Here is a 26,295-nt window from a genome sequence, read left to right as displayed (position 1 = left end):
AACGGCTCTCTGAATAAAATTGATCTGCCACAGGTTCACTGGAAATAATTGGGCGTTCAGGGCATTTGAACATTGCCCGATCGCACCGTGATGCGTAAATACCATACTCTTATAAAGAGAAAGGTTATTGAACCAAAAACAGGTGTGGTTATGAATCGTTTTATTATGGCTAACAGCCAGCAGTGCATTGGGTGTCGCGCCTGCGAAGTGGCCTGCGTGATGGCGCACAACGATGAGCAGCATGTCCTGAGCGAGCGCCATTTTCATCCCCGTATCACGGTCCTGAGATCCGGCGAGAAGAGCCGCCCGGTGACCTGCCATCATTGCGAAAATGCACCCTGCGCGCAAAGCTGCCCGAACGGTGCCATCAGCAAATGCGATGACAGCGTACAGGTGAATCAACAAAAATGTATCGGCTGTAAGGCCTGCGTGGTGGCCTGCCCGTTTGGCACGATGGAGATTATCGTCACCCCGCTCGACAATGGCAGCGTGAAGGCCTCGGCGAATAAATGCGATCTCTGCCTGACGCGTCCACACGGCCCGGCCTGTATCGAAAATTGCCCCGCAGATGTCCTCTCCCTGGCGACGCCTGTCGTGCTGGATAATCTGGCGAAATCGCGCCGACAGCGCACGGCCTGCCTGGAGGCGCAACCCTGGCATGATGCGGAGGCCGTCAGCGTGGACGCGCCGCGTACCAAACTGCTACAGATGCAGGCGACGGCGCCCCGCGGCGAGCCCGATAAGCTGGCTGCCGTCGAACGCGTGAGCCATTTTAACGAAATTTACCTGCCGTTCCGGGCCGAACAGGCCGCCCGCGAGGCGTCGCGCTGCCTGAAGTGCGGCGAGCACAGCATTTGCGAATGGACCTGCCCGCTGCACAACCACATTCCGCAGTGGATTGAGCGCCTCAACGCGGGGGATATCACCGGCGCGGCTGAGCTTTCTCATCAGACCAACTGTTTACCTGAAATTACCGGCCGCGTCTGTCCGCAGGACCGGCTATGCGAGGGTGCCTGCACGCTGCGTGAAGCGGCGGGCGCCGTGACCATCGGCAACATTGAGCGCTATATCGCCGATCGGGCGCTGGCGATGGGCTGGCGGCCGGATATGTCCGCCGTCACGCCGTCAGGTAAACGTGTCGCGATTGTCGGCGCGGGGCCCGCCGGGCTGGCGTGCGCCGACGTGCTGGCGCGCCACGGCGTGAGCGTGACGGTCTATGACCGGCATCCGGAGATCGGCGGTTTGCTGACCTTTGGCATCCCGGCATTTAAGCTCGACAAATCGCTGCTCGCGCGGCGCAGAGAGATATTTACCGCGATGGGGATCCGCTTCGAGCTGAACTGCGAGGTGGGCCAGGACGTGTCGATGTCACAGCTAAAGCACGATTACGACGCCCTGTTTATTGGGGTGGGAACCTATCGTTCGATGAAGGCGGGTATCCCGAACGAGGACGCGCCAGGGGTCTACGACGCGCTGCCTTTCCTGGTGGGCAACACGCGGCATGTTATGGGGCTGGAGGCGACGGCCAGCGAACCGTTCATCGACACCCGTGGCCTGAACGTGGTGGTGCTGGGCGGAGGCGACACCGCGATGGACTGCGTCCGCACTGCGTTACGCCACGGGGCGGCAAACGTCACCTGCGCCTATCGTCGGGATGAGGCCAACATGCCAGGCTCGAAGAAAGAGGTGAAGAACGCCAGAGAAGAGGGGGCCGCGTTTGAGTTTAACGTTCAGCCGGTTGAGCTGACGCTGGATCCGAACGGTAAGGTCAACGGTATCCGGATGCTGCGAACCGTGCTCGGTGAACCGGATGCGCAGGGACGGCGTCGGCCCGTTCCGGTGGCGGGCAGCGAGTTTGTGATGGCCGCGGATGCGGTCATCATGGCGTTTGGTTTTAATCCGCACGCGATGCCCTGGCTGCAGGCGCAGGGGGTTGAAACGGACGACTGGGGACGGATCGTGGCCTCGGTTGAGAGCCGCTACCGTTACCAGACGACCAACCCACAGATCTTCGCCGGGGGCGATGCGGTACGCGGCGCGGATCTGGTGGTGACCGCGATGGCGGAAGGACGTCATGCCGCGCAAGGGATACTCGACTGGCTGGGAGGTAATGCGCCACAGCATCATTAATCCGGCGGGCGACAAAGCGGGATTCACGGCGTAGTATAGGACGACTCATTGTGTCGTGGAGCCCGTATGACCCTGAAAATAGACGTTATCAAAGACAAAATTCTCTCTGAAAACTACTTTGTCCTGCGTAACATCACCTACGATCTGACGCGTAACAACGGTGAAGTGATCCGCCACAGGCGCGAGGTCTACGACCGCGGCAACGGGGCAACTATCCTGCTCTATAATCGTGAAAAGCAGAGCGTGGTGCTGATCCGCCAGTTCAGGGTGGCAACATGGGTCAATGGCAACCCGGACGGACGTCTGATTGAAACCTGCGCGGGCCTGCTCGATGACGATGAGCCGGAAGTCTGCATCCGCAAAGAGGCCGTCGAAGAGACCGGCTTCGAAGTGGGCGAAGTCAAAAAGGTCTTCGAGCTGTTTATGTCGCCGGGCGGCGTGACGGAAATCGTCCATTTCTTCATCGCGGAATACAGCGACGCGCAGCGCACTCACCGGGGCGGCGGCGTAGAGGATGAAGATATCGAAGTGCTGGAGCTTCCTTTTGCCCGGGCGCTGGAGATGGTGCGTTCAGGCGAAATCAGGGATGGTAAGGCGGTGATATTACTGCAGTATTTACAGACGACCGGGCTGATGAATACCCCTTTCGAACGGATATAGCCTGTTTTTCGGGTATATCTGATAAATCCGATTGAGCAACCCCGGCGGGAACACGAAGATACTGCCCAGTTACGCGTTTTCGTTCCGGGATTGTGCCATTCATGCGCTACAGCGTCTTTTTATTTTCCCTGTTTTATGTGCTCCTCGCGCCGCAGGTGCGGGCTGCACCCGCGCAGCAAGCCTTTTCTGACTGGCAGGTGACCTGCAATAACCAGAACTTTTGCCTTGCCCGCAACACGGGCGAACACCGTGGTCTGGTCATGACGCTCACCCGAAGCGCCGGGGCGAAAACGGATGCCACGCTGCGTATCGATCTCGGCGGGCTTGATACGCCTTCCGTGAAAGAGCCTGAGATTGCCCCCCGACTGCTGCTGGATAATGTTCCCCTGAAGCTGGACAAACAGCGCTGGCAGCTCACGCCCTGGCATCTGAAAACGGACGATGCGACCACCATCACCGCCTTTCTGAAAAATATCCAGGAAGGGAAGGCCCTGACCCTTCGCGGCGGTAAGCAGGTGATTTCTCTGAGCGGTCTGAAAGCCGCGCTGCTGTTCATTGATGCGCAGCAAAAGCGCGTGGGCAGTGAAACCGCGTGGATCAGAAAAGGTGACGATCCGCCGTTAAGCGTACCGCCCGCACCCGCCCTGAAAAAGGTGGCGACCGTTAATCCTACCCCAACACCGCTTTCCCATGCCGAACTGAACGACCTGCTGGATTATGGCACCGGCAGGATGAACAGCAGCCAGTGCTCGCTGGATCCTAACCGCCGGGAAGTGCGCGTCACCGCGTTAACCGATGACAAGGCGCTGCTGATCGTCAGCTGCGAGGCGGGGGCCTATAACACCGTCGATCTGGCGTGGCTGGTGTCACGTAAAAAACCATTCTCTGCCCGCAGCGTCAGGCTGCGTCTGCCGTTTACGCCGTCAAGCGACAGCAGCGAAATAGAGTTGATGAACGCCAGCTTTGATGAGAAGACGCGCGAGCTGACCACGCTCTCGCTGGGGCGCGGTATGGGCGACTGTGGGTTCCAGACGCGCTGGCGGTTTGACGGCCAGCGTTTCCGCCTGGTGCGTTATGCTGAGGAACCCAGCTGCGATAACTGGAACGGGCCAGACGCCTGGCCCACGCTGTGGATCACGCGGTAGCTTTTTGCCGGGTGGCGCAGTCGCTTACCCGGCCTACGAATCTTGCGGCCTGTGGCAATGTGCCGGGTGGTGGCTTCACCTTACCCGGCCTACAAATCTTGCGGTCTGTGGCAATGTGCCGGGTGGCGGCTTTGCCTTACCCGGCCTACGAATCTTGCGGTCTGTGGCAATGTGCCGGGTGGTGGCTTCGATTTACCCGGCCTACGAATCATGCGGTCTGTGGCAATGTGCCGGGTGGCGGCTTCACCTTACCCGGCCTACAAAAAACCGAGCCGTAGGCCGGGTAAGCGATAGCGCCACCCGGCAACGCAGGCCGCACTACAGCACGCTCAGCGCCTTCTCCACCACGTTCTCAACGGTAAAGCCGAAGTACGGGAACAGCTTATCGGCAGGGGCGGACTCACCGTAGCCCCGCATGCCCACAATCGCTCCTTTGAGCCCGACATACTTGTACCAGTAGTCGGCAATACCGGCCTCCACCGCCACGCGCGCCGTGACGCTGGACGGCAGGACCGATTCCCGGTACGCCTCGTCCTGGGCGTCAAAGATATCCGTGGAAGGCAGGGAGACGACCCGCACCGCGTGGCCCTCGGCGGTCAGTTTCTCCGCCGCTTTCACCGTGATTTCCACCTCTGAACCGGTCGCAATCAGGATCACGTCCGGCTTGCCGCCGCTGTCTTTCAGGATATAGCCGCCGCGAGCGATGTTTTTCACCTGCTCCGGCGTGCGCTCTATCTGCGCCAGGTTCTGGCGTGACAGAATCAGTGCCGTCGGGCCGTTATGGCGTTCTACCGCCAGCTTCCAGCCCACCGCCGCTTCGACCTGATCGCAGGGACGCCAGGTGCTGAAGTTTGGCGTCAGGCGCAGGCTCGCCAGCTGTTCAACCGCCTGGTGGGTGGGGCCGTCTTCTCCCAGACCGATGGAGTCGTGGGTATAGACCATAATCTGCCGCGCCTTCATCAGCGCTGCCATGCGCGCCGCGTTACGGGCGTACTCGACGAACATCAGGAAGGTGGCGGTGTAGGGCACGAAGCCGCCGTGGTGAGCGATGCCGTTGGCGATCGCGGTCATCCCGAACTCGCGCACGCCGTAGTGGATATAGTTCCCGGCAATGTCTTCTTTCAGCGATTTCGAGCCCGACCAGATGGTCAGGTTACTCGGTGCCAGATCCGCCGAGCCGCCCAGCAGCTCAGGGAGAAGAGGGCCAATAGCATTCAGGGTGTTTTGCGACGCCTTACGGGTGGCGATTTTGGCCGGGTTGGACTGCAGGTTTTCAATCAGCGCCTGAGTTTTATCGTCCCAGTCCTCCGGCAGACCGCCGCTCATGCGGCGGGAAAACTCGGCGGCCAGATCCGGGTGCGCTTTTTTGTAGGCGGCAAACTTCTCGTTCCAGGCGTGCTGGGCTTTTTCACCCGCTTCACGGGCATCCCATGCTCTGTAGATCTCTTTCGGGATTTCAAATGGCGGGTATTTCCAGCCCAGCTTCTGGCGGGTCAGCGCCACTTCTTCGTCACCCAGCGCCGCGCCGTGCGCCTCTTCTTTGCCCGCCTTGTTTGGTGAGCCGAAGCCGATAACCGTGCGGCAGATAATCAGAGACGGTTTGTCCTTCACGCTCTGCGCTTCCTGAATCGCTTTTTTTACCGCCTCAGGATCGTGGCCGTCGATCCCATGCACCACGTGCCAGTGGTAGGCCTCGAAGCGTTTTGCCGTGTCGTCAGTGAACCAGCCTTCGGTTTCCCCGTCGATGGAGATGCCGTTGTGATCGTAGAACCCGATCAGCTTGCCCAGCCCCAGAGTGCCCGCCAGGGAGCAGACCTCGTGCGAGATCCCCTCCATCAGGCAGCCGTCACCCATAAACACGTAGGTGTAATGGTCGACAATCTCATGGTCCGGCTGGTTGAACTGTGCCGCCAGCGTACGCTCGGCAATCGCCAGTCCAACCGCATTGGCCAGCCCCTGACCGAGCGGCCCGGTGGTGGTCTCCACGCCCGGCGTATAGCCAATCTCCGGGTGCCCAGGGGTTTTGGAGTGAAGCTGGCGGAAGTTTTTCAGCTCCTCAAGCGGCAGATCGTAGCCGGAAAGGTGCAGCAGGCTGTAGAGCAGCATTGAGGCGTGACCGTTGGAGAGAATAAAGCGGTCGCGATCGTACCAGGTGGGGTCATTCGGGTTGTGCTTCAGGAAGTCATTCCACAGCACTTCGGCAATATCGGCCATGCCCATCGGTGCGCCGGGGTGGCCGGAATTGGCTTTCTGCACGGCATCCATGCTGAGGGCGCGGATGGCATTGGCGAGCTCTTTACGGGACATAGTTCACTCCGTGGCAAGGTTAAAGTTTGGCAGCGAGAAGATCTTCAAGTTTGCGCTGGTCGACGGCAAACAGACGGATACCTTCCGCCAGTTTTTCCACGGCCATTGCGTCCTGATTGTGCTCCCAGCGGAACTCCGCTTCGGTCATGGCTTTCGGTTTTGGCAGAACGGTAGAGGTTGGCACCAGCTTGCGGATCACCGTCTCTTCTTTGTCCTGTAGTTCTTTGAGCAGGTTAGGGGAGATGGTCAGGCGGTCACAGCCTGCCAGGGCAAGGATCTGCTCGGTACGTCGGAAGCTGGCCCCCATCACGATGGTTTCGTAGCGATGCTGTTTGTAGTAGTCGTAAATATTGCGCACCGATTTCACCCCCGGGTCCTCATCCACCACGTACGGATCCATCGGCTGTTTCGCCTGGTACCAGTCGTAGATGCGGCCTACAAACGGTGACACCAGGAACACGCCCGCTTCGGCACAGGCGCGCGCCTGGGCAAAGGAGAACAGTAGCGTCAGGTTGCAGTGAATCCCCTCTTTTTCCAGCACCTCTGCGGCGCGGATGCCTTCCCAGGTCGACGCCAGCTTGATCAGAATGCGTGATTTATCGATCCCCTGCTCCTGGTAGAGTTCCACCAGACGACGCGCTTTGTTAATGCTCTTTTCTTTATCGAACGAGAGGCGGGCGTCGACTTCGGTCGAGACGCGGCCCGGAATGCTTTTAAGAATTTCCGCACCAAAATTAACCGCCAGCTTGTCGCTGGCTTCGGCGACCTGTTGCTCCTGCGTTTTCCCGCGCTGCTTACCGTAGGCAATGGCGTCATCAATCAGATGACTAAAATGGGCAAGCCCGGCTGCCTTGAGCAGTAGCGAAGGGTTAGTGGTCGCATCCTCCGGCTGGTAGTGACGAATCGACTCGATATCGCCGCTGTCGGCTACCACGGTGGTGAATTGTTTGATGCCGTCTAGCTGGTTCATAAATGATTACTCCTTGGAAATAAAAGAGTTAGATGAGTGCGTTAGTTCACACTTCTGGAAAAATCATGATGGACTTAACAAAAAAGCATAGCAGACGGGGGAGGCATTGCTTTTGAGACGGGTAACATGGCTGTTATAAATTGATAACAATTTTTAATGTGTGATGGTGAGAGTTTGGCAGCCTTCAAAGTTTAGGAGGCGGTCTGAGGCGATACTAGGCGGCACACCAGGGTGTGCAACCGGATCGCTTTCGTCACCCTTTTGACCGATACGTGAAAGGATAAATAAGATGGATGAGCAGTTGAAACAGAGTGCCCTCGATTTTCACGAGTTCCCTGTCCCGGGCAAAATTCAGGTCTCCCCAACCAAACCGCTGGCAACCCAGCGCGATCTGGCGCTGGCCTATTCGCCGGGCGTAGCGGCCCCGTGTCTGGAAATCGAAAAAGATCCGCTGGCGGCCTACAAATATACCGCGCGTGGCAACCTTGTTGCCGTGATCTCTAACGGCACGGCGGTACTGGGTCTCGGTAACATCGGCGCGCTGGCCGGTAAGCCGGTGATGGAAGGCAAGGGGGTGCTGTTCAAGAAATTCGCCGGTATCGACGTGTTTGATATCGAGGTGGACGAGCTCGATCCTGACAAATTTATCAACGTGGTGGCCGCGCTGGAGCCGACCTTCGGGGGGATCAACCTGGAAGACATTAAAGCGCCGGAATGTTTCTATATCGAGCAGAAGCTGCGCGAGCGTATGAACATTCCCGTGTTCCATGACGACCAGCACGGTACGGCCATTATCAGCACCGCCGCCATTCTCAACGGCCTGCGCGTGGTGGAGAAAAATCTCTCCGACGTGCGCATGGTGGTGTCGGGCGCAGGCGCCGCGGCCATCGCCTGTATGAACCTGCTGGTGGCGCTGGGGATGCAGAAACACAACATTGTGGTCTGCGACTCCAAGGGCGTGATTTACAAAGACCGCGAGCCAAACATGGCGGAAACCAAAGCGGCGTATGCGGTAGAAGACGACGGTAAACGTACGCTTGAGGACGTGATCGACGGCGCGGATATCTTCCTCGGCTGCTCGGGTCCGAAGGTCCTGACCCAGGAGATGGTGAAGAAGATGGCGCGCGCGCCGATGATCCTGGCCCTGGCCAACCCGGAACCGGAAATTCTGCCGCCGCTGGCGAAAGCGGTGCGTGAAGATGCCATTATCTGTACCGGGCGTTCCGACTACCCGAACCAGGTCAACAACGTGCTCTGCTTCCCGTTCATCTTCCGCGGCGCGCTGGACGTCGGCGCGACGGCAATCAACGAAGAGATGAAGCTTGCCGCCGTGCACGCCATCGCGGAGCTGGCCCACGCCGAGCAGAGCGAAGTGGTTGCCTCAGCCTATGGCGATCAGGATCTGAGCTTTGGCCCGGACTACATCATTCCAAAACCGTTCGACCCGCGTCTGATTGTCAAAATTGCCCCTGCGGTGGCCAAAGCGGCGATGGATTCCGGCGTGGCGACGCGTCCGATTGAGGATTTCGACGCTTACGTCGATAAACTCACCGAGTTTGTCTATAAAACGAACCTGTTCATGAAGCCGATCTTCTCTCAGGCGCGCGCCGACGCCAAGCGCGTGGTGCTGGCGGAAGGGGAAGAGGCGCGCGTGCTGCACGCCACTCAGGAGCTGATCACCTTAGGCCTGGCGAAGCCGATTCTGATTGGTCGTCCGAGCGTGATCGAAATGCGTATCCAGAAGCTGGGCCTGCAGATTAAGCCGGGCGTCGACTTCGAGATCGTCAACAACGAATCCGATCCGCGCTTCAAAGAGTACTGGAGTGAATACTACGCGATCATGAAGCGTCGGGGGATCACCCAGGAGCAGGCGCAGAAAGCCGTCATCAGCAACACGACGGTGATCGGCGCGATCATGGTCCATCGCGGCGAGGCGGATGCGCTGATCTGCGGCACCATCGGCGATTACCACGAGCACTTCAGCGTGGTGCAGGAGATCTTCGGCTATCGCGACGGCGTGCACACCGCCGGGGCGATGAACGCCCTGCTGCTGCCGAGCGGCAACACCTTTATTGCCGATACCTACGTTAACGACGATCCCACCCCGGACGAGCTGGCGGAGATCACCGTGATGGCCGCCGAGACCGTGCGTCGCTTTGGTATCGAACCGAAGGTGGCGCTGCTGTCGCACTCTAACTTTGGTTCGTCTAAATCGGCGGCGGCGTGCAAAATGCGTGAGACGCTGGCGCTGGTGCGCGAGCGCGCGCCAGAGCTGATGATTGACGGGGAAATGCACGGCGATGCGGCGCTGGTGGAGAGCATCCGTAACGAACGTATGCCGGACAGCCCGCTGAAGGGTTCGGCAAATATCCTGATTATGCCGAACGTGGAAGCGGCGCGTATCAGCTATAACCTGCTGCGCGTCTCCAGCTCTGAAGGGGTGACCGTAGGACCGGTGCTGATGGGCGTGGCAAAACCGGTGCATGTGTTAACGCCGATTGCCTCCGTGCGCCGTATCGTGAATATGGTGGCGCTGGCGGTGGTTGAGGCGCAGACGCAGCCGCTGTAAACCCCTCACCCTAACCCTCTCCCCATAGGGGAGAGGGAACTGCACCGAGCCGTCTTTCACCCTCTCCCCTATGGGGAGAGGGCCGGGGTGAGGGGAGTTACACCCAATCCCGCACCTGAATAAACTCTTTTAATGCAGCCTCCGGGCTGCCATCTTTTGGCTCGTAGCAGTACTCCCAGCGCACCAGCGGCGGCATCGACATCAGAATCGACTCCGTGCGCCCGCCGGTCTGCAGGCCGAACAGCGTCCCGCGATCCCATACCAGGTTGAACTCCACGTAGCGCCCGCGGCGGTAGAGCTGGAACTCACGCTCGCGTACGCCGTAGTCGGTGTTTTTACGGCGTTCGACGATGGGCAGATAGGCGTCGGTATAGCCTTCACCTACCGCGCGCATAAAGCTGAACGCGGTATCAAAATCAGGCGTGTTGAGGTCGTCAAAGAACAGCCCGCCGATGCCGCGCTGCTCGTCGCGGTGCTTCAGGTAAAAGTAGTCGTCGCACCACTTTTTATATTTCGGGTAAACGTCTTCGCCAAACGGCAGACAAAGGTCCCGCGCGGTGGTGTGCCAGTGCACGGCATCCTCTTCGAAGCCGTAGTAGGGCGTCATGTCGAAACCGCCGCCAAACCACCAGACCGGATCGGCCCCCGGCTTTTCGGCAATGAAAAAGCGCACGTTGGCGTGGCTGGTCGGCACAAACGGGTTGTGCGGATGCACCACCAGCGAGACGCCCATCGCTTCGAAGCTGCGGCCGGCAAGCTCAGGACGATGTGCAGTCGCAGACGCGGGCATGGCGTCGCCATGAACGTGGGAAAAATTCACCCCGGCCTGTTCAAAGATGCCGCCGTTACGCAGCACGCGGCTGCGTCCGCCGCCACCGGCCTCGCGCTGCCAGGTATCTTCCTGAAATTCTCCGCCGTCTGCGGCGGCCAGTTTCTGGCAAATCTCATCCTGCAGCTGCAGCAGGAACGTTTTGACCAGTTGAGCATTGGGTTTCATCAACGTTTCCTGGAGTGCGCTTTTTGGTTATCGAACCAGTTGAAGTAACTGATAATGCCGGAAGCGATGGCGTTGGCAATCTTCTGACGAAACGCCGCGGTGCCGAGGAGTCGCTCCTCTTCCGGGTTGGTAATGAACGAGGTTTCCACCAGTACGGACGGGATGGACGGTGATTTCAGCACCACGAACGCCGCCTGCTCGGTGCCTTTACTGTGCAGTCGATGCACCGGCTTAATCTTTTTCAGAATATGCGAGCCGAGCGTCAGGCTGTTTTTGATCGTATCCGTCTGCACGAGGTCGAACAGCACCTGCTGTAGCAGGTGGTCCTTGTCCGTGGCTTTCTTCCCGGCGACTTCATCCGCCCGGTTTTCGCGATCGGAGAGGTATTTCGCCATGGCGCTACTGGCGCCGCGGTTGGAAAGCGCAAACACCGAGGCGCCGGCGGCAGACGGGTTGGTAAAGCCGTCGGCGTGAATCGACATAAACAGATCCGCCCCGTGCTGGTGGGCGATCTCTACGCGGTCATACAGCGGAATAAAGGTATCGCCAGAGCGCGTCAGGCGGGCGTCAATGCCGTTGCTGCGTAAAATCGCCCGCACATTTTTTGCAATCGCCAGCACGACGTGTTTTTCTTTCGACCCGTTTTTGCCGATGGCGCCGGTATCAATACCGCCGTGGCCCGGGTCGAGCATCACCAGACGCTTCGCGCCCGGCTTTTTCGTTTTCGGTTTGCTGTGTCCGTTACTGGTTTTGAGCGTGCTCTCGTCTTTCGCCTGAGCCTGCTTTGCGATGCCCGTCAACGTTAAGGCCGCCAGCCCCGCTTTGAGAACCTGACGACGCGATGTGAGTGCTTTTAATGGTTTGAATGTGCTCATGCGGCCTGAATACTAAAAAATGGGGTCCTGGTGTTATATCGTATCGCGTTTAGCGTTACGACAGTCCATAGTGAGAATTGTTTTACTTTTCATTTCAATACGTGACAAAGTGACATTATGCCAAATTTTGGCGAGATTTTCCCCGGTTATTGGCTAAAGGCGTGGTTCGCGCCATAATCACTGTTTTTAAACCCGAAAAGGCGGTTAATACCATGGAGATACGCGTTTTTCGCCAGGAAGATTTCGAAGAGGTGATCACCCTTTGGGAGCGCTGCGATCTGCTGCGTCCGTGGAACGATCCGGAAATGGATATCGAACGTAAGGTGAATCACGACGTCAGTCTGTTTCTGGTCGCGGAAGTCAATGGCGAGGTCGTGGGGACGGTCATGGGCGGTTACGACGGCCATCGCGGCTCGGCCTATTATCTGGGCGTGCACCCGGAATACCGTGGTCGTGGTATCGCCAATGCGCTGCTCAACCGGCTCGAGAAGAAGCTGATCGCCCGCGGTTGTCCGAAAATCCAGATCATGGTGCGGGAAGATAACGACGTGGTGCTGGGCATGTATGAACGCCTGGGCTACGTACACGCTGACGTGCTGAATTTAGGAAAGCGTCTCATCGAAGATGAAGAGTACTGAGATCCATCCGGCAGACTATGACGCGCAGGGGCGCGTCAGGCTGCCCTTTTTATTCTGGTGCGTTCTGCTGCTCCAGGCCCGGACCTGGGTGCTGTTCGTGATGGCCGCCGCGTCGCGCGGGCAGGGCGACACGCTGCTGACGCTCTTTTATCCCGATCACGATGCCTTCTGGCTCGGCTTGATGCCGGGCGTACCGGCGGTGGTGGCTTTCTTATGCAGCGGCCGACGGCATACGATCCCGCGTTTGTGGCGCGCGCTTCGCGGGCTGCTGATCCTTGCCCAGATTGCGCTGCTCTTCTGGCAGCCGGTACTCTGGTGGTACGGTGAACCGCTGACGGGCATCGGCGTTGCGCTGGTGGTTGCCGATATTGTGGCGCTGCTGTGGCTGCTGACCAACCCGCGCCTTCGCGCCTGTTTTGCGCCGCAGGATGATTAATGCGGCACTTTTTGCCGATGTCGCACTCCAACAAGCGTTGATTTAACACGTAAGGACGTTTCAATGAAATCGCTGCGTTTACTCTTATGCGCTCTCCCGCTGGCATTGACCGGCTGTTCGACGCTCTCCTCCATTAACTGGTCCGCCGCGTATCCGTGGAACTGGTTTGGCTCATCAACGGAAGTGACCGAGCAGGGCGTGGGGAAAATTACCGCCGCGACGGCGCTGGATCAGAATGCTATTCAGGATGCGCTCAGCAGCGATTACCGCCTGCGCAGCGGCATGAAAACAGAGAATGGCAATATAGTTCGCTATTACGAAGCGCTGAAGGGCGATAAGCTGGCACTGGTGATCAACGGTGACAAAGGCACGGTAAACCGGATCGCGGTGATGGACGAAGATATTCCGACCGCCAGCGGCGTGAAGGTCGGGACCCCGTTTAGCGATCTTTATAAGCAGGCCTTTGGCAACTGCTCCAGCGCGCCATCCGACGACAAGGTTGCAGTGGAGTGTAAGGCGGAAGGCAGCCAGCACATCAGCTATGTTTTTACCGGCACCTGGAGCGGTCCGGAAGGGTTGATGCCGTCTGACGACACGCTGAAGAGCTGGAAGGTGAGCAAAATACTCTGGAAGCAGTAATTTGCGTCTGAACAAACCGCCTCGCTGAAATCCGGGTATAATAGCCGCCATCAATGCCACGCTGACGTGGCATCTTTATTTCAGGAGGAGCGATGTCTCAGGTTCAGAGTGGCATTTTGCCAGAACATTGCCGCGCGGCGATTTGGATTGAAGCCAATGTCAAAGGGGACGTGGATGCCCTGCGTGCGGCCAGCAAAGCGTTTATTGATAAACTGGCGACTTTCCAGGCCAAATTCCCGGAAGCCCACCTCGGCGCCGTCGTTGCGTTTGGCAATAACGTCTGGCGTCAGCTGAGCGGCGGGGAAGGGGCGGAAGAGCTGAAAGACTTCATCCCTTACGGCAAAGGCTTGGCTCCGGCGACCCAGTACGACGTGCTGATCCACATTCTTTCTCTGCGTCACGACGTGAACTTCTCCGTTGCCCAGGCTGCGGTGGCGGCCTTTGGCGACAGCATTGAGGTGCAGGAAGAGGTTCACGGTTTCCGTTGGGTCGAAGAGCGCGATCTGAGCGGCTTCGTCGACGGAACGGAAAACCCGGCAGGGGAAGAGACGCGTCGTGAAGTCGCGGTAATCAAAGACGGCGTGGACGCGGGCGGCAGCTACGTGTTCGTGCAGCGCTGGGAGCATAACCTCAAGCAGCTTAACCGCATGAGCGTGCACGACCAGGAGATGATGATTGGCCGTACGAAAGAGGCCAACGAAGAGATCGACGGTGATGACCGTCCGGTCACCTCGCACCTGACCCGCGTTGACCTCAAGGAAGACGGTAAAGGACTGAAGATTGTCCGCCAGAGCCTGCCGTACGGCACGGCAAGCGGCACGCACGGCCTTTACTTCTGCGCCTACTGCGCGCGCCTGTATAATATTGAACAGCAGCTGCTGAGCATGTTCGGCGATACCGACGGCAAGCGCGACGCCATGCTGCGCTTCACCAAACCGGTGACCGGCGGCTACTACTTCGCGCCGTCCGTTGAGCGTCTGCTGGCGCTGTAAAACCGCTCTCCATACGTAGGCCGGGTAAGCGTTAGCGCCACCCGGCAATTTTCCCTGCCCCTTATTCCCTTTTCTGCTTCTAAATCACCAAACGGTATATAAAACCGTTACTCCTTTCATCCCCGTTATAAATATTATGACTATAAGATAGTCATCACATTTATAAGGGTGCGCAATGGCCGTTACTGTACTGAAAAAAGGAACTCTGGCGCTGGCAGGTTTACTGCTGGTGGCACAGGCGCAGGCGACTGAACTGTTGAACAGTTCGTATGACGTCTCCCGCGAGCTGTTTGCCGCCCTTAACCCCCCGTTCGAACAGCAGTGGGCGAAAGACAATAACGGCGATAAGCTGACCATCAAGCAGTCCCACGCCGGTTCGTCCAAGCAGGCGCTGGCCATTCTCCAGGGGCTGAAAGCGGATGTGGTGACCTACAACCAGGTCACTGACGTGCAGATCCTGCATGACAAAGGCAAGCTCATCCCGGCGGACTGGCAGAGCCGTCTGCCGAACAACAGCTCGCCGTTCTACTCCACCATGGGTTTCCTGGTGCGCAAGGGCAATCCGAAGAATATCCACGACTGGAGCGACCTGGTGCGTTCCGACGTGAAACTGATTTTCCCGAACCCAAAAACCTCCGGTAACGCGCGTTACACCTATTTAGCTGCGTGGGGCGCGGCGGACAAGGCTGACGGTAACGATAAATCCAAAACCGAGCAGTTCATGACCCAGTTCCTGAAAAACGTCGAAGTGTTTGATACCGGCGGCCGCGGGGCGACCACGACTTTCGCAGAGCGCGGTCTGGGCGATGTGCTGATCAGCTTCGAGTCGGAAGTGAACAACATCCGCAAACAGTATGAAGCGCAGGGCTTTGAGGTGGTTATCCCGAAAACCAACATTCTGGCCGAATTCCCGGTCGCATGGGTGGATAAAAACGTGCAGGCAAACGGCACCGAGAAAGCGGCAAAAGCCTATCTCAACTACCTGTACAGCCCTCAGGCGCAGACCATCATTACCGATTACTACTACCGCGTGAACAACCCGGACGTGATGAACAAGCTGAAAGATAAATTCCCGCAGACCGCGCTGTTCCGCGTGGAAGATCATTTTGGCTCCTGGCCAGACGTGATGAAAACGCATTTTGCCAGCGGCGGTGAGTTAGACAAACTGCTGGCGGCGGGGCATAAGTAATGTTTGCAGTATCGACTAAACGCGTGCTGCCGGGCTTTACCTTAAGCCTCGGGACCAGCCTGCTGTTCGTTTGCCTGATCCTGCTGTTGCCGCTCAGCGCCCTGGTGATGCAGCTTGCGCAGATGAGCTGGGCGCAGTACTGGGACGTGGTCACTAACCCGCAGGTGGTGGCGGCCTATAAGGTGACGCTGCTGTCGGCGTTTGTCGCCTCCATTTTTAACGGCGTGTTCGGCCTGCTGATGGCATGGATTTTAACCCGCTATCGCTTCCCGGGCCGCACGCTGCTTGACGCCCTGATGGATCTGCCGTTTGCGCTGCCGACGGCGGTCGCCGGCTTAACCCTCGCCTCGCTTTTCTCCGTGAACGGGCTGTACGGCGAGTGGCTGGCGAAATTTGACATCAAGGTGACCTATACCTGGCTCGGTATCGCGGTGGCGATGGCCTTTACCAGCATCCCGTTTGTGGTGCGTACCGTGCAGCCGGTGCTGGAAGAGTTAGGTCCGGAATACGAAGAAGCGGCGGAAACGCTGGGCGCCACGCGCTGGCAGAGCTTCCGCAAGGTGGTGCTGCCGGAGTTGTCTCCGGCGCTGATGGCGGGCGTCGCGCTGTCGTTTACCCGCAGCCTTGGCGAGTTCGGCGCGGTGATTTTTATCGCCGGGAACATCGCCTGGAAAACGGAAGTGACCTCGCTGATGATTTTCATTCGCCTGCAGGAGTTTGATTATCCGGCGGCGAGCGCGATTGCTTCAGTAATCCTCGCGGCCTCGCTGCTGCTGCTGTACTCGATTAACACTCTGCAAAGTCGCTTTGGTCGACGTGTGGTAGGTCACTGATGGCGGAAGTTACGCAATTGAAGCGATACGATGCGCCCCGCATCAACTGGGGTAAATGGTTTCTGATTGGGGCGGGCGTGCTGGTGTCCGCCCTCATTCTCGTCGTGCCGACGATTTATATCTTCGTTCAGGCGTTCAGCAAGGGCCTGATGCCCGCGCTGGAAAACCTGGCGAACCCGGATATGCTGCACGCCATTTGGCTGACCGTGCTGATTGCCCTGATTACCGTTCCGGTGAACCTGGTGTTCGGTACCCTGCTGGCGTGGCTGGTGACGCGCTTTAACTTCCCGGGACGTCAGCTGCTGCTGACCCTGTTGGATATTCCGTTTGCCGTGTCGCCGGTGGTGGCGGGCCTGGTGTACCTGCTCTTCTACGGCTCCAACGGCCCGCTGGGCGGCTGGCTGGATGCGCATAACCTGCAGATCATGTTCGCCTGGCCAGGCATGGTGCTGGTTACCATCTTCGTGACCTGTCCGTTCGTGGTGCGTGAGCTGGTGCCGGTGATGTTAAGCCAGGGGAGCAACGAAGACGAAGCGGCGGTGCTGCTGGGGGCTTCAGGCTGGCAAATGTTCCGCCGCGTGACGCTGCCGAACATTCGCTGGGCGCTGCTTTACGGCGTGGTACTGACCAACGCCCGCGCGATTGGCGAGTTCGGTGCTGTTTCCGTTGTTTCCGGAACCATTCGCGGTGAAACCCTGTCGCTGCCGCTGCAGATTGAACTGCTGCAGCAGGACTACAACACCATCGGCGCGTTTACTGCCGCAGCGTTGCTGACGCTGATGGCCATTTTGACCCTGTTTTTGAAGAGTGTGGTGCAGTGGCGTTTAGAAAATCAGGAAAAACGTCTGCATCAGGAGGGAAATCATGAGCATTGAGATTGCCAATATTAAGAAGTCTTTTGGTCGCACCCAGGTGCTGAATGATATCTCGCTGGATATCCCTTCCGGACAAATGGTGGCGCTGCTGGGACCGTCTGGCTCCGGCAAAACCACACTGCTGCGTATTATCGCCGGGCTTGAGCATCAGACCAGCGGGCACATCCGCTTCCACGGTACCGACGTGAGCCGCCTGCACGCCCGCGATCGTAAAGTGGGCTTTGTGTTCCAGCACTACGCGCTGTTCCGCCACATGACCGTGTTTGACAACATTGCGTTTGGCCTCACCGTGCTGCCGCGTCGCGAGCGCCCGGATGCGGCAACCATTAAGGCGAAAGTGACCAAACTGCTGGAGATGGTGCAGCTGGCTCACCTGGCGGACCGTTTCCCGGCCCAGCTGTCCGGCGGGCAGAAACAGCGCGTGGCGCTGGCGCGCGCGCTGGCCGTTGAGCCGCAAATTCTGCTGCTGGATGAACCCTTTGGCGCGCTGGATGCACAGGTGCGTAAAGAACTGCGCCGCTGGCTGCGTCAGCTCCATGAAGAGCTGAAATTCACCAGCGTCTTTGTGACCCACGACCAGGAAGAGGCGATGGAAGTCGCGGATCGCGTGGTGGTCATGAGTCAGGGCAACATTGAGCAGGTTGACGAGCCGGAACAGCTCTGGCGTGAACCGGCGACCCGCTTCGTGCTGGAGTTTATGGGCGAGGTGAACCGTCTGCAGGGCACCATTCGCGGCGGACAGTTCCACGTGGGCGCGCACCGCTGGCCGCTGGGCTATACCTCCGCCCACCAGGGACCGGTCGATCTGTTCCTGCGTCCGTGGGAAGTGGATGTGAGCCGTCGAACCAGCCTGGATTCACCGCTGCCGGTGCAGGTGCTGGAAGCGAGCCCTAAAGGGCACTATACCCAACTGGTGGTACAGCCGCTGGGCTGGTATACCGAGCCGCTGACGGTGGTCATGCGCGACGACGTCCCGCCGCATCGGGGAGAACGCCTGTTTGTTGGGCTGCAGCATGCCCGTATTTATCACGGCAAGGAACGCATCGAGACGCGCGAGGATATTGCTCTGGCGGAGTCAGCCTGATAGGTTATTAGGATGTTTATCGCCCGGTGGCGCTGCGCTGACCGGGCATACAGCTAAAACTGTGTCTTGTAGGCCGGGATCGCTGCGCGCAACCCGGCTTTTTTATTGAGTAAAAATCGTGAATACACTCGAACATACCATCGGCAACACGCCTCTGGTCAAGCTTCAGCGCATGGGGCCAGACAACGGCAGCGAAATCTGGGTCAAACTCGAAGGTAATAACCCGGCGGGGTCGGTGAAAGACCGTGCCGCGCTGTCGATGATCGTCCAGGCCGAAAAGCGTGGTGAAATCAAGCCGGGCGACGTGCTGATTGAAGCTACCAGCGGCAACACCGGTATCGCCCTGGCCATGATTGCGGCGCTGAAAGGCTACCGCATGAAGCTGCTGATGCCGGATAACATGAGCCAGGAGCGCCGCGCCGCGATGCGTGCCTACGGAGCCGAGCTGATTCTGGTGACCAAAGAGCAGGGGATGGAAGGCGCGCGCGACCTGGCGTTAGAAATGGCCGAGCGCGGTGAAGGTAAACTGCTCGATCAGTTTAATAACCCGGACAACCCTTACGCCCACTACACCACCACCGGCCCGGAAATCTGGCAGCAAACCGACGGGCGAATCACCCATTTTGTCTCCAGCATGGGTACCACCGGCACCATTACCGGGGTATCGCGTTTTCTGCGCGAGCAGGATAAAGCCGTCACCATTGTCGGCCTGCAGCCGGAAGAGGGGAGCAGCATTCCGGGCATTCGCCGCTGGCCGGCGGAGTATATGCCCGGCATCTTTAATGCGCAGCTTGTCGACCAGGTGCTGGATCTTCACCAGCGCGAGGCGGAAAATACCATGCGTGAGCTGGCCGTGCGCGAAGGCATCTTCTGCGGCGTCAGCTCGGGCGGCGCGGTAGCGGGCGCGATTCGGGTGGCGCAGGCAAACCCGGGCGCGGTGGTGGTGGCGATTATTTGCGATCGCGGCGATCGCTATCTGTCTACCGGCGTCTTTGGTGAAGAGAGTTATTCGCAGGGGGCGGGGATTTAAGCGTCATGGAGATGATTCTATTCCGGGATAATACCCGGGCGCAGCAAACCGATATTGTCGCGGTGCAGTCGCAGGTGGTGTATGGCAGCGTGGGAAACAGCATCGCGGTGCCGAATATTCGAACCCACAGGCTGAACGTCACCGCCGTGCCAACGGTACTGTTCAGCAACACGCCACACTATGACACGTTCTACGGCGGCGTGATCCCCGATGAGTGGTTCAGCGGCTACCTGAAGGCGCTGGAAGAGCGCGAGATCCTGCGCGAGCTTAAGGCGGTCACTACCGGATATATGGGAAATGCCAGCCAGATCGCCCTGCTGGCGCAGTGGCTGAAGGCGGTCAAAGCGCAGCATCCTGGCCTGCTGGTGCTGGTCGACCCGGTTATCGGCGATATCGACAGCGGAATGTACGTGAAGCCCGAGATCCCCGAGGCGTATCGGGAGCACCTGCTGCCGCTGGCGCAGGGGATCACGCCAAACGTCTATGAGCTGGAAGTGCTAAGCGGCAAACCGTGCCGCACGCCGGAAAGCGCCATCGCGGCGGCACAGGGACTGCTCTCTGACAGCCTGAAATGGGTGGCGATCACCAGTGCGCCGGTTGCTGACGACCCGCAAAACATCCACGTGGTGCTGGTGACGAATGAAGGCGTCACCGTCAGCGCGCATCCGCGAGTAGAAACCGATCTGAAAGGGACGGGCGATCTGTTCTGTTCAGAGCTGGTGAGCGGCATTGTTGAGGGGAAAACCGTTGCCGATGCCATTCGCATGGCTGGCGATCGGGTGACGGACGTGATGCTCTATACCCAGTCGAAAGGCTACGACGAGCTTATCCTGCCGGCATAAACAAAAATGGCGCCCGAAGGCGCCATTTTACTGTGCGGCAAGAATTACTTCTTGATGCGGATAACCGGGGTTTCACCCACGGTGACGCTGCCAGACAGTTTGATCAGTTCTTTGATTTCGTCCATGTTGGAGATAACAACCGGAGTCAGGGTAGACTTGGCTTTTTCTTCCAGCAGTGGCAGATCGAATTCAATCACCGGGTCGCCAACTTTAACACGCTGGCCTTCTTCCGCGATACGTTTGAAGCCTTCGCCTTTCAGTTCAACGGTGTCGATACCGAAGTGAACGAACAGTTCGATACCGCTATCAGATTCGATAGAGAACGCATGGTTGGTTTCAAAAATTTTACCGATGGTGCCGTCAACTGGAGCAACCATTTTGTTGCCAGTTGGTTTGATAGCAATGCCATCACCAACGATTTTCTCAGCAAACACTACATCCGGCACGTCTTCGATGTTGACGATCTCGCCGGAGAGCGGAGCAACAATCTCAATAGTTCCGGAGTCTTTCTTATCATCAGAAACCAGAGATTTCAGTTTATCGAACAAACCCATGATCTTCTCCTAAGCAGTAATTTGGGCCGCATCTCGTGGATTAGCAGATTGTTTTTTCTTCAATGAACTTGTTAACCAGCGTCATTAACTCGTCCGTTGTCGGTTGAGCAAGAGCCTGCTCTGCTAACACCTTCGCATCTTCGAAGTTCGTGTTACGGATAATCTTCTTAATGCGCGGGATGGAAATGGCGCTCATAGAGAATTCGTCCAGACCCATACCCAGCAACAGAAGTGTAGCACGTTCGTCGCCTGCAAGCTCACCACACATGCCAGTCCATTTACCTTCTGCATGAGAAGCATCAATAACTTGCTTGATCAAGTTCAGTACGGACGGTGACATTGGCTGGTAGAGATGTGAAATCATATCATTACCACGGTCAACTGCCAGGGTGTACTGAGTTAAATCATTGGTACCGATACTAAAGAAATCAACTTCTTTGGCTAAATGACGCGCAATGGTCGCCGCCGCTGGTGTTTCCACCATCACGCCGATCTCGATTGACTCGTCAAACGCTTTACCTTCGTCGCGCAGTTCCTGTTTGTAGATTTCGATCTCTTTCTTCAGTGCACGCACTTCTTCAACAGAGATGATCATTGGGAACATGATGCGCAGCTTACCGAACGCAGAGGCACGCAGGATCGCGCGAACCTGGTCACGCAGGATCTCTTTACGATCCATTGCGATACGGATTGCACGCCAGCCCAGGAACGGGTTCTCTTCTTTCGGGAAGTTCATGTACGGCAGCTCTTTGTCGCCACCGATGTCCATGGTACGGACGATAACCGCCTGAGAGCCACACGCTTCAGCCACGGCTTTGTAAGCAGCAAACTGCTCTTCTTCTGTAGGCAGCGCGTCGCGGTCCATGAACAGGAATTCAGTACGATAGAGACCGACGCCTTCCGCACCGTTGCGCTCAGCGCCATCAACGTCGCGGACGGTACCGATGTTTGCGCACACTTCAACCTGATGGCCGTCCAGGGTGATGGCTGGCAGGTCTTTCAGCTTAGCGAGTTCCGCTTTTTCAGTCGCAACCTGCTCCTGAACCGCGCGCAGTTTATCGATCTCTTCATTGGTTGGGTTGACGTAAACCAGATTGTTTACGGCATCCAGAATCAGATAGTCGCCGTTTTTCACCTGAGAGGTGACGCTACCGGTACCCACGATGGCAGGCAGTTCCAGAGAACGCGCCATGATAGAGGTGTGGGAGGTACGGCCACCCGCGTCGGTGATGAAACCGAGGACCTTTTTCAGGTTCAGCTGTGCGGTTTCAGACGGGGTGAGGTCAGCAGCAACCAGGATCACTTCATCCTGAATTGCGCTCAGGTCGATAATGGCCAGACCCAGGATGTTGCGCAGCAGGCGCTTACCGATGTCACGTACGTCAGCCGCACGCTCTTTCAGGTATTCATCATCCAGTTCTTCCAGGGCAGTTGCCTGACCTTCGATAACTTCATGCGCAGCCGCGTCGGCCGTCATGCCTTTATCTTTAATCAGGGCTATGATTTCCTGCTCCAGCTCCTCATCTTCGAGCAGCATGATGTGCCCTTCGAAGATGGCTTCTTTTTCTTCACCGAAAGTTTCGCCAGCTTTAGTTTTGATTGCTTCCAGTTGCGCAGATGCCTTGGCACGACCGCTCAGAAAACGTTCAACTTCCTGATCAACCTTGTCGGCAGAAATTTTTTTCCGGTCGATGACGATCTCGTCTTCTTTCAGCAGCAGTGCTTTGCCGAAAGCGATACCCGGGGATGCTAAAATGCCTGAAATCATAACCCTACCTTACTTGTGACTGATATTTAAAAGAACCCGGAAACTTACTCGAGCTCAGCCATCAGTTTTACCAGATGCTCAACTGCTTTCTGCTCGTCTTCACCTTCCGCAGAGATGGTGACAACGGTGCCCTGAGTCAGGCCCAGAGTCTGCAGTTTGAACAGGCTTTTTGCGCTCGCGCTTTTGCCGTTGGAAGTCACAGTGATTTCAGAAGAAAAGCCTTTTGCTTCTTTAACAAACTGAGCAGCAGGGCGGGTGTGCAGACCGTTCGGAGCGGTAATGGTAACTTCTTGCTGGAACATTGTATTTCCCCAACTTATAGGTTTAGTGTTGTGGAACTAAAGTCTAGCCTGGCGACTGAACTTTAGCCTGTATTGTTAGCGCTGACGTTTCGATCGTCATTAAACATTATGCAGCGAAAGCAAGACTTGAACCAAATCATAAAATCGATTCAGCAAGGCTATTTCGTTCGCTGATTAATTTCACGCATCAAAATAATTGCTGGTTTAAATACCAGACCCTTCGGGGTGAAGCAATGCCAGGAGGGGTAAAAGTTTGAAGCAGGCCACAAAAAAGCACCTGAAAAGGTGCTTTTTTACGCGTTATTAACATGCTGGCACTACTGTTGCAGCTCTTTTTCAGTGAAGAGATCGGCAAACAGCGCGGTGCTCAAGTAACGCTCACCCGAGGAAGGAAGGATAACCACAATATTCTTATTGGTAAAGGCTTCATCTTCCTGAAGCTTGAGCGCTGCCGCAACGGCCGCACCGGAAGAGATACCCGCCAGAATACCTTCTTCATCCATCAGGCGACGCGCGGTAGAAATGGCTTCTTCGTTCGTAATGGTGATCACTTTATCGATCAGCTTCAAATCCAGGTTGCCCGGAATGAAGCCTGCGCCAATACCCTGAATTTTGTGCGGGCCAGGTTTGAGTTCTTCCCCCGCCAGCGCCTGGGTGATAACCGGTGAGTCAGTCGGCTCAACGGCAACGGTAATCAGATCTTTTTTACCCTTCGTGCCTTTAATATAGCGTGACACGCCGGTCAGCGTACCGCCGGTACCCACGCCGGAGATAAAGACGTCAACCTGGCCGTCAGTATCTTCCCAGATTTCCGGGCCGGTGGTCTTCTCGTGAATTTCCGGGTTTGCCGGGTTGCTGAACTGCTGCAGCAGCAGGTATTTCGCCGGATCGCTGGCCACAATCTCTTCGGCTTTCTGAATGGCACCTTTCATGCCCTTCGCGCCTTCGGTCAGCACCAGGTTCGCGCCCAGCGCTTTCAGCAGCTTACGACGCTCGATGCTCATGGTTTCAGGCATGGTCAGCGTCAGCTTGTAGCCGCGCGCGGCAGCAACATAGGCCAGAGCGATCCCGGTATTGCCGCTGGTCGGTTCCACCAGCTCAACGCCAGGCTTCAGTACGCCACGTTTTTCAGCATCCCAAATCATGTTTGCACCGATGCGGCATTTTACGCTGAAGCTCGGGTTACGTGATTCGACCTTCGCCAGGATGCGTCCATTACCGATACGGTTCAGTCGAACCAGGGGCGTATGACCGATAGTCAGCGAGTTGTCTTCATAAATCTTACTCATGGCCTGTCCTTAACTGTATGAAATTGGGATACCGACCCAGCATACCTGCTAAGCAGGTAGGGGGAAGTAAGGAATTCGCATATCTATATACTGCAAGGAAATAATGGGGATCAGTATGGAATAAGGGGCGGCATAAGCCACCCCTGCTTTACACATTTTTGCATTATTTCCATAACGCGTGCTTAGCACGGTAGCAGTCCACCCACATTGCCGTCGCGCCGCAGACGGCAACCGGCATGATGAACAGATTCAGGAAGGGGATCATGGTAAACAGGCTGGTCAGCGCACCAAACTGCATATTGGCAACCTTCTGGCTGCGCAGGGCGGTGCGCATCTCTTTAAACGGCACCTTGTGGTTATCGAACGGATAGTCGCAGTACTGGATGGCCAGCATCCAGGCGCTGAACAGGAACCACAGCACCGGTGCCACCGTCTGGCCAATGCCGGGCACAAAATAGAGGATAAGCAGCACAATCGCGCGGGGCAGGTACCAGGCAAACTTCTGCCATTCACGCTTCATAATGCGAGGGAGGTCTTTCATGATCCCCCATATGCCCGTGTCCGGCGGTGTTGCGCCGGTAAGGCGCGCTTCCAGCTGTTCCGCCAGCAAACCGTTAAACGGTGCGGCTATCCAGTTTGCAATCGTCGAGAAGAAGTAGCCAAACACCAGCAGCACGGAGATCACCGCCACCGGCCAGAGCAGGTAGTTAAGCCACTGCAGCCAGTTTGGCACATGGCTCATCAGCGACGGGATCCAGCTTTCCAGCTTTGTGAACAGCCACCAGAACGCGCCGCCCATCAGAATAATGTTGATCAACAGCGGCAGGATGACGAAGCGTCGAATACCCGGCAGGGAGACCAGTTTCCAGCCCTGAGAAAAATACCAGACGCCGCTGCGCGGGGGGAAGAAGATGTTGAAACCATAGCCAGGCTGTACTCCTTTTTACACAACCAGTGGAATTGCCCGCCTATATTATCCACTTACGGACCAATGACCAGTTCGGAAATGTTCGAAAAACCAGCAAAAAGCACGATTTCCTTCATCTTTATGCTGTGAATGCTCTGCACACACTTGCACTTGACGTAAACGGCAAATACTCTTAGTGAGTAAATGTTTGCCGTGGTGGCAAGGTGTTAGAACAACAGAGAATATAATGATGCAGGATTTGCGTCTGATATTAATCATTGTTGGCGCGATCGCCATAATCGCTTTACTGGTACATGGTTTCTGGACCAGCCGTAAAGAGCGTTCCTCGATGTTTCGCGATCGCCCACTGAAGCGCATGAAGTCCAGTCGTGACGACGATGACAGTGAAGATGACATCGATGGAAGCGACGACGACGGCGTGGGTGAAGTTCGTGTTCATCGGGTCAATACTGCGCCCGGCGTAGGCCATGGGGAGCATGAAGCGCCTCGTCCTTCGCAGCACCAGTATCAACCGCCGTATGCTTCTGCACAGCCGCGCCAGCCAGCGCCGCAGCCTGTGGAAGAACCGGTGCGCCAGCCGCCGCAACAGCCTGTCTATCAGCAGCCTGCTGCGCCACAGCCGGTTCAACAGCAACCGGTGCAGCAGCCCGTGCAACAGCAGCCTGCACAGCCGGTACCACAACCGCAGCAGCCTGTTCATGTTCAACCTGCGCCGCAGCCCGCGCCAGCCCCGCACGTTGAGCCTGAGCCCGTTGCAGAGCCAGAACCGGTTGTTGAAAAACCGCAGCGTAAAGAAGCGGTGATCATCATGAACGTGGCCGCGCATCACGGTAGCCATCTCAACGGTGACGTTCTGCTTAACAGTATTCAACAGGCAGGCTTCAAGTTTGGCGATATGAACATTTTCCATCGCCACCTGAGTCCTGACGGTAGCGGCCCGGCGCTGTTCAGCCTGGCCAACATGGTTAACCCAGGTACCTTTGATCCGGACATGACCGGTGATTTCGTGACGCCGGGTGTCACTATCTTCATGCAGGTGCCGTCTTATGGCGACGAACTGCAAAACTTTAAGCTGATGCTGCAGTCCGCTCAGCATATCGCTGACGAAGTCGGTGGTGTGGTGCTCGACGATCAGCGTCGAATGATGACCCCGCAGAAACTGCGCGAGTATCAGGACCGCATCCGCGAAGTTAAGGAAGCTAACGCGTAATCGCCGCGTTGACTTCAACTCCTCCTCAACCCC

The 26,295-nt window shown here is 57.3% G+C and carries 23 protein-coding genes and 1 pseudogene; 15 read left to right on the top strand and 9 right to left on the bottom strand.

The annotated features are described in order from the left end of the window. Positions 1-150 precede the first annotated feature (150 nt). The 3 genes from aegA to ACMGGQ_RS14905 all read left to right on the top strand — a co-directional run bounded on the left by aegA (position 151) and on the right by ACMGGQ_RS14905 (position 3,935). Positions 151-2,130 carry a formate-dependent uric acid utilization protein AegA gene (gene aegA / locus ACMGGQ_RS14915; RefSeq protein WP_343666371.1) on the top strand — a complete coding sequence of 660 codons (1,980 nt, stop codon included), beginning with the start codon at positions 151-153 and terminating at the stop codon, positions 2,128-2,130. Between the two features lie 66 nt (positions 2,131-2,196). Beyond that, positions 2,197-2,790: a GDP-mannose pyrophosphatase NudK gene (gene nudK, locus ACMGGQ_RS14910; RefSeq protein ID WP_048029618.1), complete on the top strand. Its 594-nt coding sequence runs from the start codon at positions 2,197-2,199 to the stop codon at positions 2,788-2,790. Between the two features lie 101 nt (positions 2,791-2,891). Next, positions 2,892-3,935 (top strand): DUF1176 domain-containing protein, encoded by a 1,044-nt coding sequence (locus ACMGGQ_RS14905; protein ID WP_048226171.1) that lies wholly within the window; start codon positions 2,892-2,894, stop codon positions 3,933-3,935. A 318-nt stretch (positions 3,936-4,253) separates the two neighbouring features. Here ACMGGQ_RS14905 and tkt read toward each other — a convergent pair whose 3' ends face one another. Continuing rightward, positions 4,254-6,242, bottom strand: a complete 1,989-nt coding sequence (gene tkt / locus ACMGGQ_RS14900; RefSeq protein WP_420290221.1) for a transketolase — start codon at positions 6,240-6,242, stop codon at positions 4,254-4,256. 19 nt (positions 6,243-6,261) lie between these two features. After that, entirely contained in the window at positions 6,262-7,212 is a 951-nt protein-coding gene (gene tal / locus ACMGGQ_RS14895; RefSeq protein ID WP_045909457.1) for a transaldolase, read from the bottom strand. Between the two features lie 289 nt (positions 7,213-7,501). Between tal and maeB the strand changes: the two genes are divergently transcribed. After that, positions 7,502-9,781, top strand: a complete 2,280-nt coding sequence (gene maeB / locus ACMGGQ_RS14890) for an NADP-dependent oxaloacetate-decarboxylating malate dehydrogenase (RefSeq protein ID WP_045406103.1) — start codon at positions 7,502-7,504, stop codon at positions 9,779-9,781. Between the two features lie 97 nt (positions 9,782-9,878). On the opposite strand, the gene hemF is transcribed toward maeB, so the two are convergent. Both hemF and amiA read right to left on the bottom strand, forming a co-directional pair. Next, complete coding sequence (hemF, locus tag ACMGGQ_RS14885) at positions 9,879-10,778, bottom strand: oxygen-dependent coproporphyrinogen oxidase (protein ID WP_420290220.1); 900 nt, start codon at positions 10,776-10,778, stop codon at positions 9,879-9,881. Next, positions 10,778-11,653, bottom strand: coding sequence for an N-acetylmuramoyl-L-alanine amidase AmiA (gene amiA, locus ACMGGQ_RS14880; RefSeq protein ID WP_045325904.1), 876 nt, complete (start codon positions 11,651-11,653; stop codon positions 10,778-10,780). Before amiA ends, hemF begins: the two co-directional genes overlap by 1 nt. Positions 11,654-11,865: 212 nt before the next feature. Here amiA and ACMGGQ_RS14875 point away from each other — a divergent pair, with 212 nt between their 5' ends. The 10 genes from ACMGGQ_RS14875 (at position 11,866) to pdxK (ending at position 20,211) form a co-directional block, all read left to right on the top strand. Continuing rightward, complete coding sequence (locus tag ACMGGQ_RS14875) at positions 11,866-12,291, top strand: GNAT family acetyltransferase (protein ID WP_008501614.1); 426 nt, start codon at positions 11,866-11,868, stop codon at positions 12,289-12,291. Continuing rightward, entirely contained in the window at positions 12,278-12,727 is a 450-nt protein-coding gene (locus ACMGGQ_RS14870; protein ID WP_420290219.1) for a DUF2919 domain-containing protein, read from the top strand. The genes ACMGGQ_RS14875 and ACMGGQ_RS14870 overlap by 14 nt, the downstream gene beginning before the upstream one ends. A 63-nt stretch (positions 12,728-12,790) precedes the next feature. Continuing rightward, on the top strand, positions 12,791-13,366 hold the full coding sequence (locus ACMGGQ_RS14865) for an RpoE-regulated lipoprotein (protein ID WP_045909453.1): 576 nt from the start codon (positions 12,791-12,793) through the stop codon (positions 13,364-13,366). A gap of 92 nt (positions 13,367-13,458) precedes the next feature. Beyond that, on the top strand, positions 13,459-14,358 hold the full coding sequence (locus ACMGGQ_RS14860) for a Dyp-type peroxidase (protein ID WP_048226164.1): 900 nt from the start codon (positions 13,459-13,461) through the stop codon (positions 14,356-14,358). A 175-nt stretch (positions 14,359-14,533) separates the two neighbouring features. Further along, positions 14,534-15,547, top strand: coding sequence for a sulfate ABC transporter substrate-binding protein (locus ACMGGQ_RS14855; protein WP_196351969.1), 1,014 nt, complete (start codon positions 14,534-14,536; stop codon positions 15,545-15,547). After that, positions 15,547-16,380 carry a sulfate/thiosulfate ABC transporter permease CysT gene (cysT, locus tag ACMGGQ_RS14850; protein WP_004123378.1) on the top strand — a complete coding sequence of 278 codons (834 nt, stop codon included), beginning with the start codon at positions 15,547-15,549 and terminating at the stop codon, positions 16,378-16,380. Before ACMGGQ_RS14855 ends, cysT begins: the two co-directional genes overlap by 1 nt. Next, positions 16,380-17,255, top strand: a complete 876-nt coding sequence (gene cysW / locus ACMGGQ_RS14845; RefSeq protein WP_420290218.1) for a sulfate/thiosulfate ABC transporter permease CysW — start codon at positions 16,380-16,382, stop codon at positions 17,253-17,255. The genes cysT and cysW overlap by 1 nt, the downstream gene beginning before the upstream one ends. Then, entirely contained in the window at positions 17,245-18,339 is a 1,095-nt protein-coding gene (cysA, locus tag ACMGGQ_RS14840) for a sulfate/thiosulfate ABC transporter ATP-binding protein CysA (RefSeq protein ID WP_008501607.1), read from the top strand. The genes cysW and cysA overlap by 11 nt, the downstream gene beginning before the upstream one ends. A 118-nt stretch (positions 18,340-18,457) precedes the next feature. Further along, a complete protein-coding gene (gene cysM, locus ACMGGQ_RS14835; RefSeq protein ID WP_044597836.1) occupies positions 18,458-19,369 on the top strand; it encodes a cysteine synthase CysM in 912 nt (303 codons plus the stop codon). Between the two features lie 5 nt (positions 19,370-19,374). After that, positions 19,375-20,211: a pyridoxine/pyridoxal/pyridoxamine kinase gene (pdxK, locus tag ACMGGQ_RS14830; protein ID WP_420290217.1), complete on the top strand. Its 837-nt coding sequence runs from the start codon at positions 19,375-19,377 to the stop codon at positions 20,209-20,211. A gap of 44 nt (positions 20,212-20,255) precedes the next feature. On the opposite strand, the gene crr is transcribed toward pdxK, so the two are convergent. From crr to cysZ, 5 genes and pseudogenes are all read right to left on the bottom strand, one after another. Beyond that, positions 20,256-20,765: a PTS glucose transporter subunit IIA gene (gene crr / locus ACMGGQ_RS14825; protein ID WP_003861316.1), complete on the bottom strand. Its 510-nt coding sequence runs from the start codon at positions 20,763-20,765 to the stop codon at positions 20,256-20,258. A 40-nt stretch (positions 20,766-20,805) separates the two neighbouring features. Then, positions 20,806-22,533 (bottom strand): phosphoenolpyruvate-protein phosphotransferase PtsI, encoded by a 1,728-nt coding sequence (gene ptsI, locus ACMGGQ_RS14820; protein ID WP_023332954.1) that lies wholly within the window; start codon positions 22,531-22,533, stop codon positions 20,806-20,808. Positions 22,534-22,577: 44 nt separating this feature from the next. Then, positions 22,578-22,835: a phosphocarrier protein Hpr gene (gene ptsH, locus ACMGGQ_RS14815; RefSeq protein WP_045909449.1), complete on the bottom strand. Its 258-nt coding sequence runs from the start codon at positions 22,833-22,835 to the stop codon at positions 22,578-22,580. A gap of 317 nt (positions 22,836-23,152) precedes the next feature. Continuing rightward, on the bottom strand, positions 23,153-24,124 hold the full coding sequence (gene cysK / locus ACMGGQ_RS14810) for a cysteine synthase A (protein WP_045909448.1): 972 nt from the start codon (positions 24,122-24,124) through the stop codon (positions 23,153-23,155). 163 nt (positions 24,125-24,287) lie between these two features. Continuing rightward, a pseudogene (gene cysZ, locus ACMGGQ_RS14805) lies at positions 24,288-25,048 on the bottom strand (sulfate transporter CysZ). Between the two features lie 230 nt (positions 25,049-25,278). Between cysZ and zipA the strand changes: the two are divergent. Continuing rightward, positions 25,279-26,262 (top strand): cell division protein ZipA, encoded by a 984-nt coding sequence (zipA, locus tag ACMGGQ_RS14800; protein ID WP_048226152.1) that lies wholly within the window; start codon positions 25,279-25,281, stop codon positions 26,260-26,262. The last annotated feature ends 33 nt before the right edge of the window (positions 26,263-26,295 follow it).

Origin of the sequence: Enterobacter sp. BNK-13 (assembly GCF_048685015.1) — a bacterium.
In the GTDB taxonomy this organism is placed as follows: domain Bacteria; phylum Pseudomonadota; class Gammaproteobacteria; order Enterobacterales; family Enterobacteriaceae; genus Enterobacter; species Enterobacter quasiroggenkampii.
This window is presented reverse-complemented; position numbering and strand designations above follow the sequence as displayed.

Coding starts and splice junctions, on each gene's coding strand:
- aegA (WP_343666371.1), top strand. CDS start 151: ATGAATCGTTTTATTATGGCTAACAGCCAGCAGTGCATTGGGTGTCGC.
- nudK (WP_048029618.1), top strand. CDS start 2,197: ATGACCCTGAAAATAGACGTTATCAAAGACAAAATTCTCTCTGAAAAC.
- ACMGGQ_RS14905 (WP_048226171.1), top strand. CDS start 2,892: ATGCGCTACAGCGTCTTTTTATTTTCCCTGTTTTATGTGCTCCTCGCG.
- tkt (WP_420290221.1), bottom strand. CDS start 6,242: ATGTCCCGTAAAGAGCTCGCCAATGCCATCCGCGCCCTCAGCATGGAT.
- tal (WP_045909457.1), bottom strand. CDS start 7,212: ATGAACCAGCTAGACGGCATCAAACAATTCACCACCGTGGTAGCCGAC.
- maeB (WP_045406103.1), top strand. CDS start 7,502: ATGGATGAGCAGTTGAAACAGAGTGCCCTCGATTTTCACGAGTTCCCT.
- hemF (WP_420290220.1), bottom strand. CDS start 10,778: ATGAAACCCAATGCTCAACTGGTCAAAACGTTCCTGCTGCAGCTGCAG.
- amiA (WP_045325904.1), bottom strand. CDS start 11,653: ATGAGCACATTCAAACCATTAAAAGCACTCACATCGCGTCGTCAGGTT.
- ACMGGQ_RS14875 (WP_008501614.1), top strand. CDS start 11,866: ATGGAGATACGCGTTTTTCGCCAGGAAGATTTCGAAGAGGTGATCACC.
- ACMGGQ_RS14870 (WP_420290219.1), top strand. CDS start 12,278: ATGAAGAGTACTGAGATCCATCCGGCAGACTATGACGCGCAGGGGCGC.
- ACMGGQ_RS14865 (WP_045909453.1), top strand. CDS start 12,791: ATGAAATCGCTGCGTTTACTCTTATGCGCTCTCCCGCTGGCATTGACC.
- ACMGGQ_RS14860 (WP_048226164.1), top strand. CDS start 13,459: ATGTCTCAGGTTCAGAGTGGCATTTTGCCAGAACATTGCCGCGCGGCG.
- ACMGGQ_RS14855 (WP_196351969.1), top strand. CDS start 14,534: ATGGCCGTTACTGTACTGAAAAAAGGAACTCTGGCGCTGGCAGGTTTA.
- cysT (WP_004123378.1), top strand. CDS start 15,547: ATGTTTGCAGTATCGACTAAACGCGTGCTGCCGGGCTTTACCTTAAGC.
- cysW (WP_420290218.1), top strand. CDS start 16,380: ATGGCGGAAGTTACGCAATTGAAGCGATACGATGCGCCCCGCATCAAC.
- cysA (WP_008501607.1), top strand. CDS start 17,245: ATGAGCATTGAGATTGCCAATATTAAGAAGTCTTTTGGTCGCACCCAG.
- pdxK (WP_420290217.1), top strand. CDS start 19,375: ATGGAGATGATTCTATTCCGGGATAATACCCGGGCGCAGCAAACCGAT.
- crr (WP_003861316.1), bottom strand. CDS start 20,765: ATGGGTTTGTTCGATAAACTGAAATCTCTGGTTTCTGATGATAAGAAA.
- ptsI (WP_023332954.1), bottom strand. CDS start 22,533: ATGATTTCAGGCATTTTAGCATCCCCGGGTATCGCTTTCGGCAAAGCA.
- ptsH (WP_045909449.1), bottom strand. CDS start 22,835: ATGTTCCAGCAAGAAGTTACCATTACCGCTCCGAACGGTCTGCACACC.
- cysK (WP_045909448.1), bottom strand. CDS start 24,124: ATGAGTAAGATTTATGAAGACAACTCGCTGACTATCGGTCATACGCCC.
- zipA (WP_048226152.1), top strand. CDS start 25,279: ATGATGCAGGATTTGCGTCTGATATTAATCATTGTTGGCGCGATCGCC.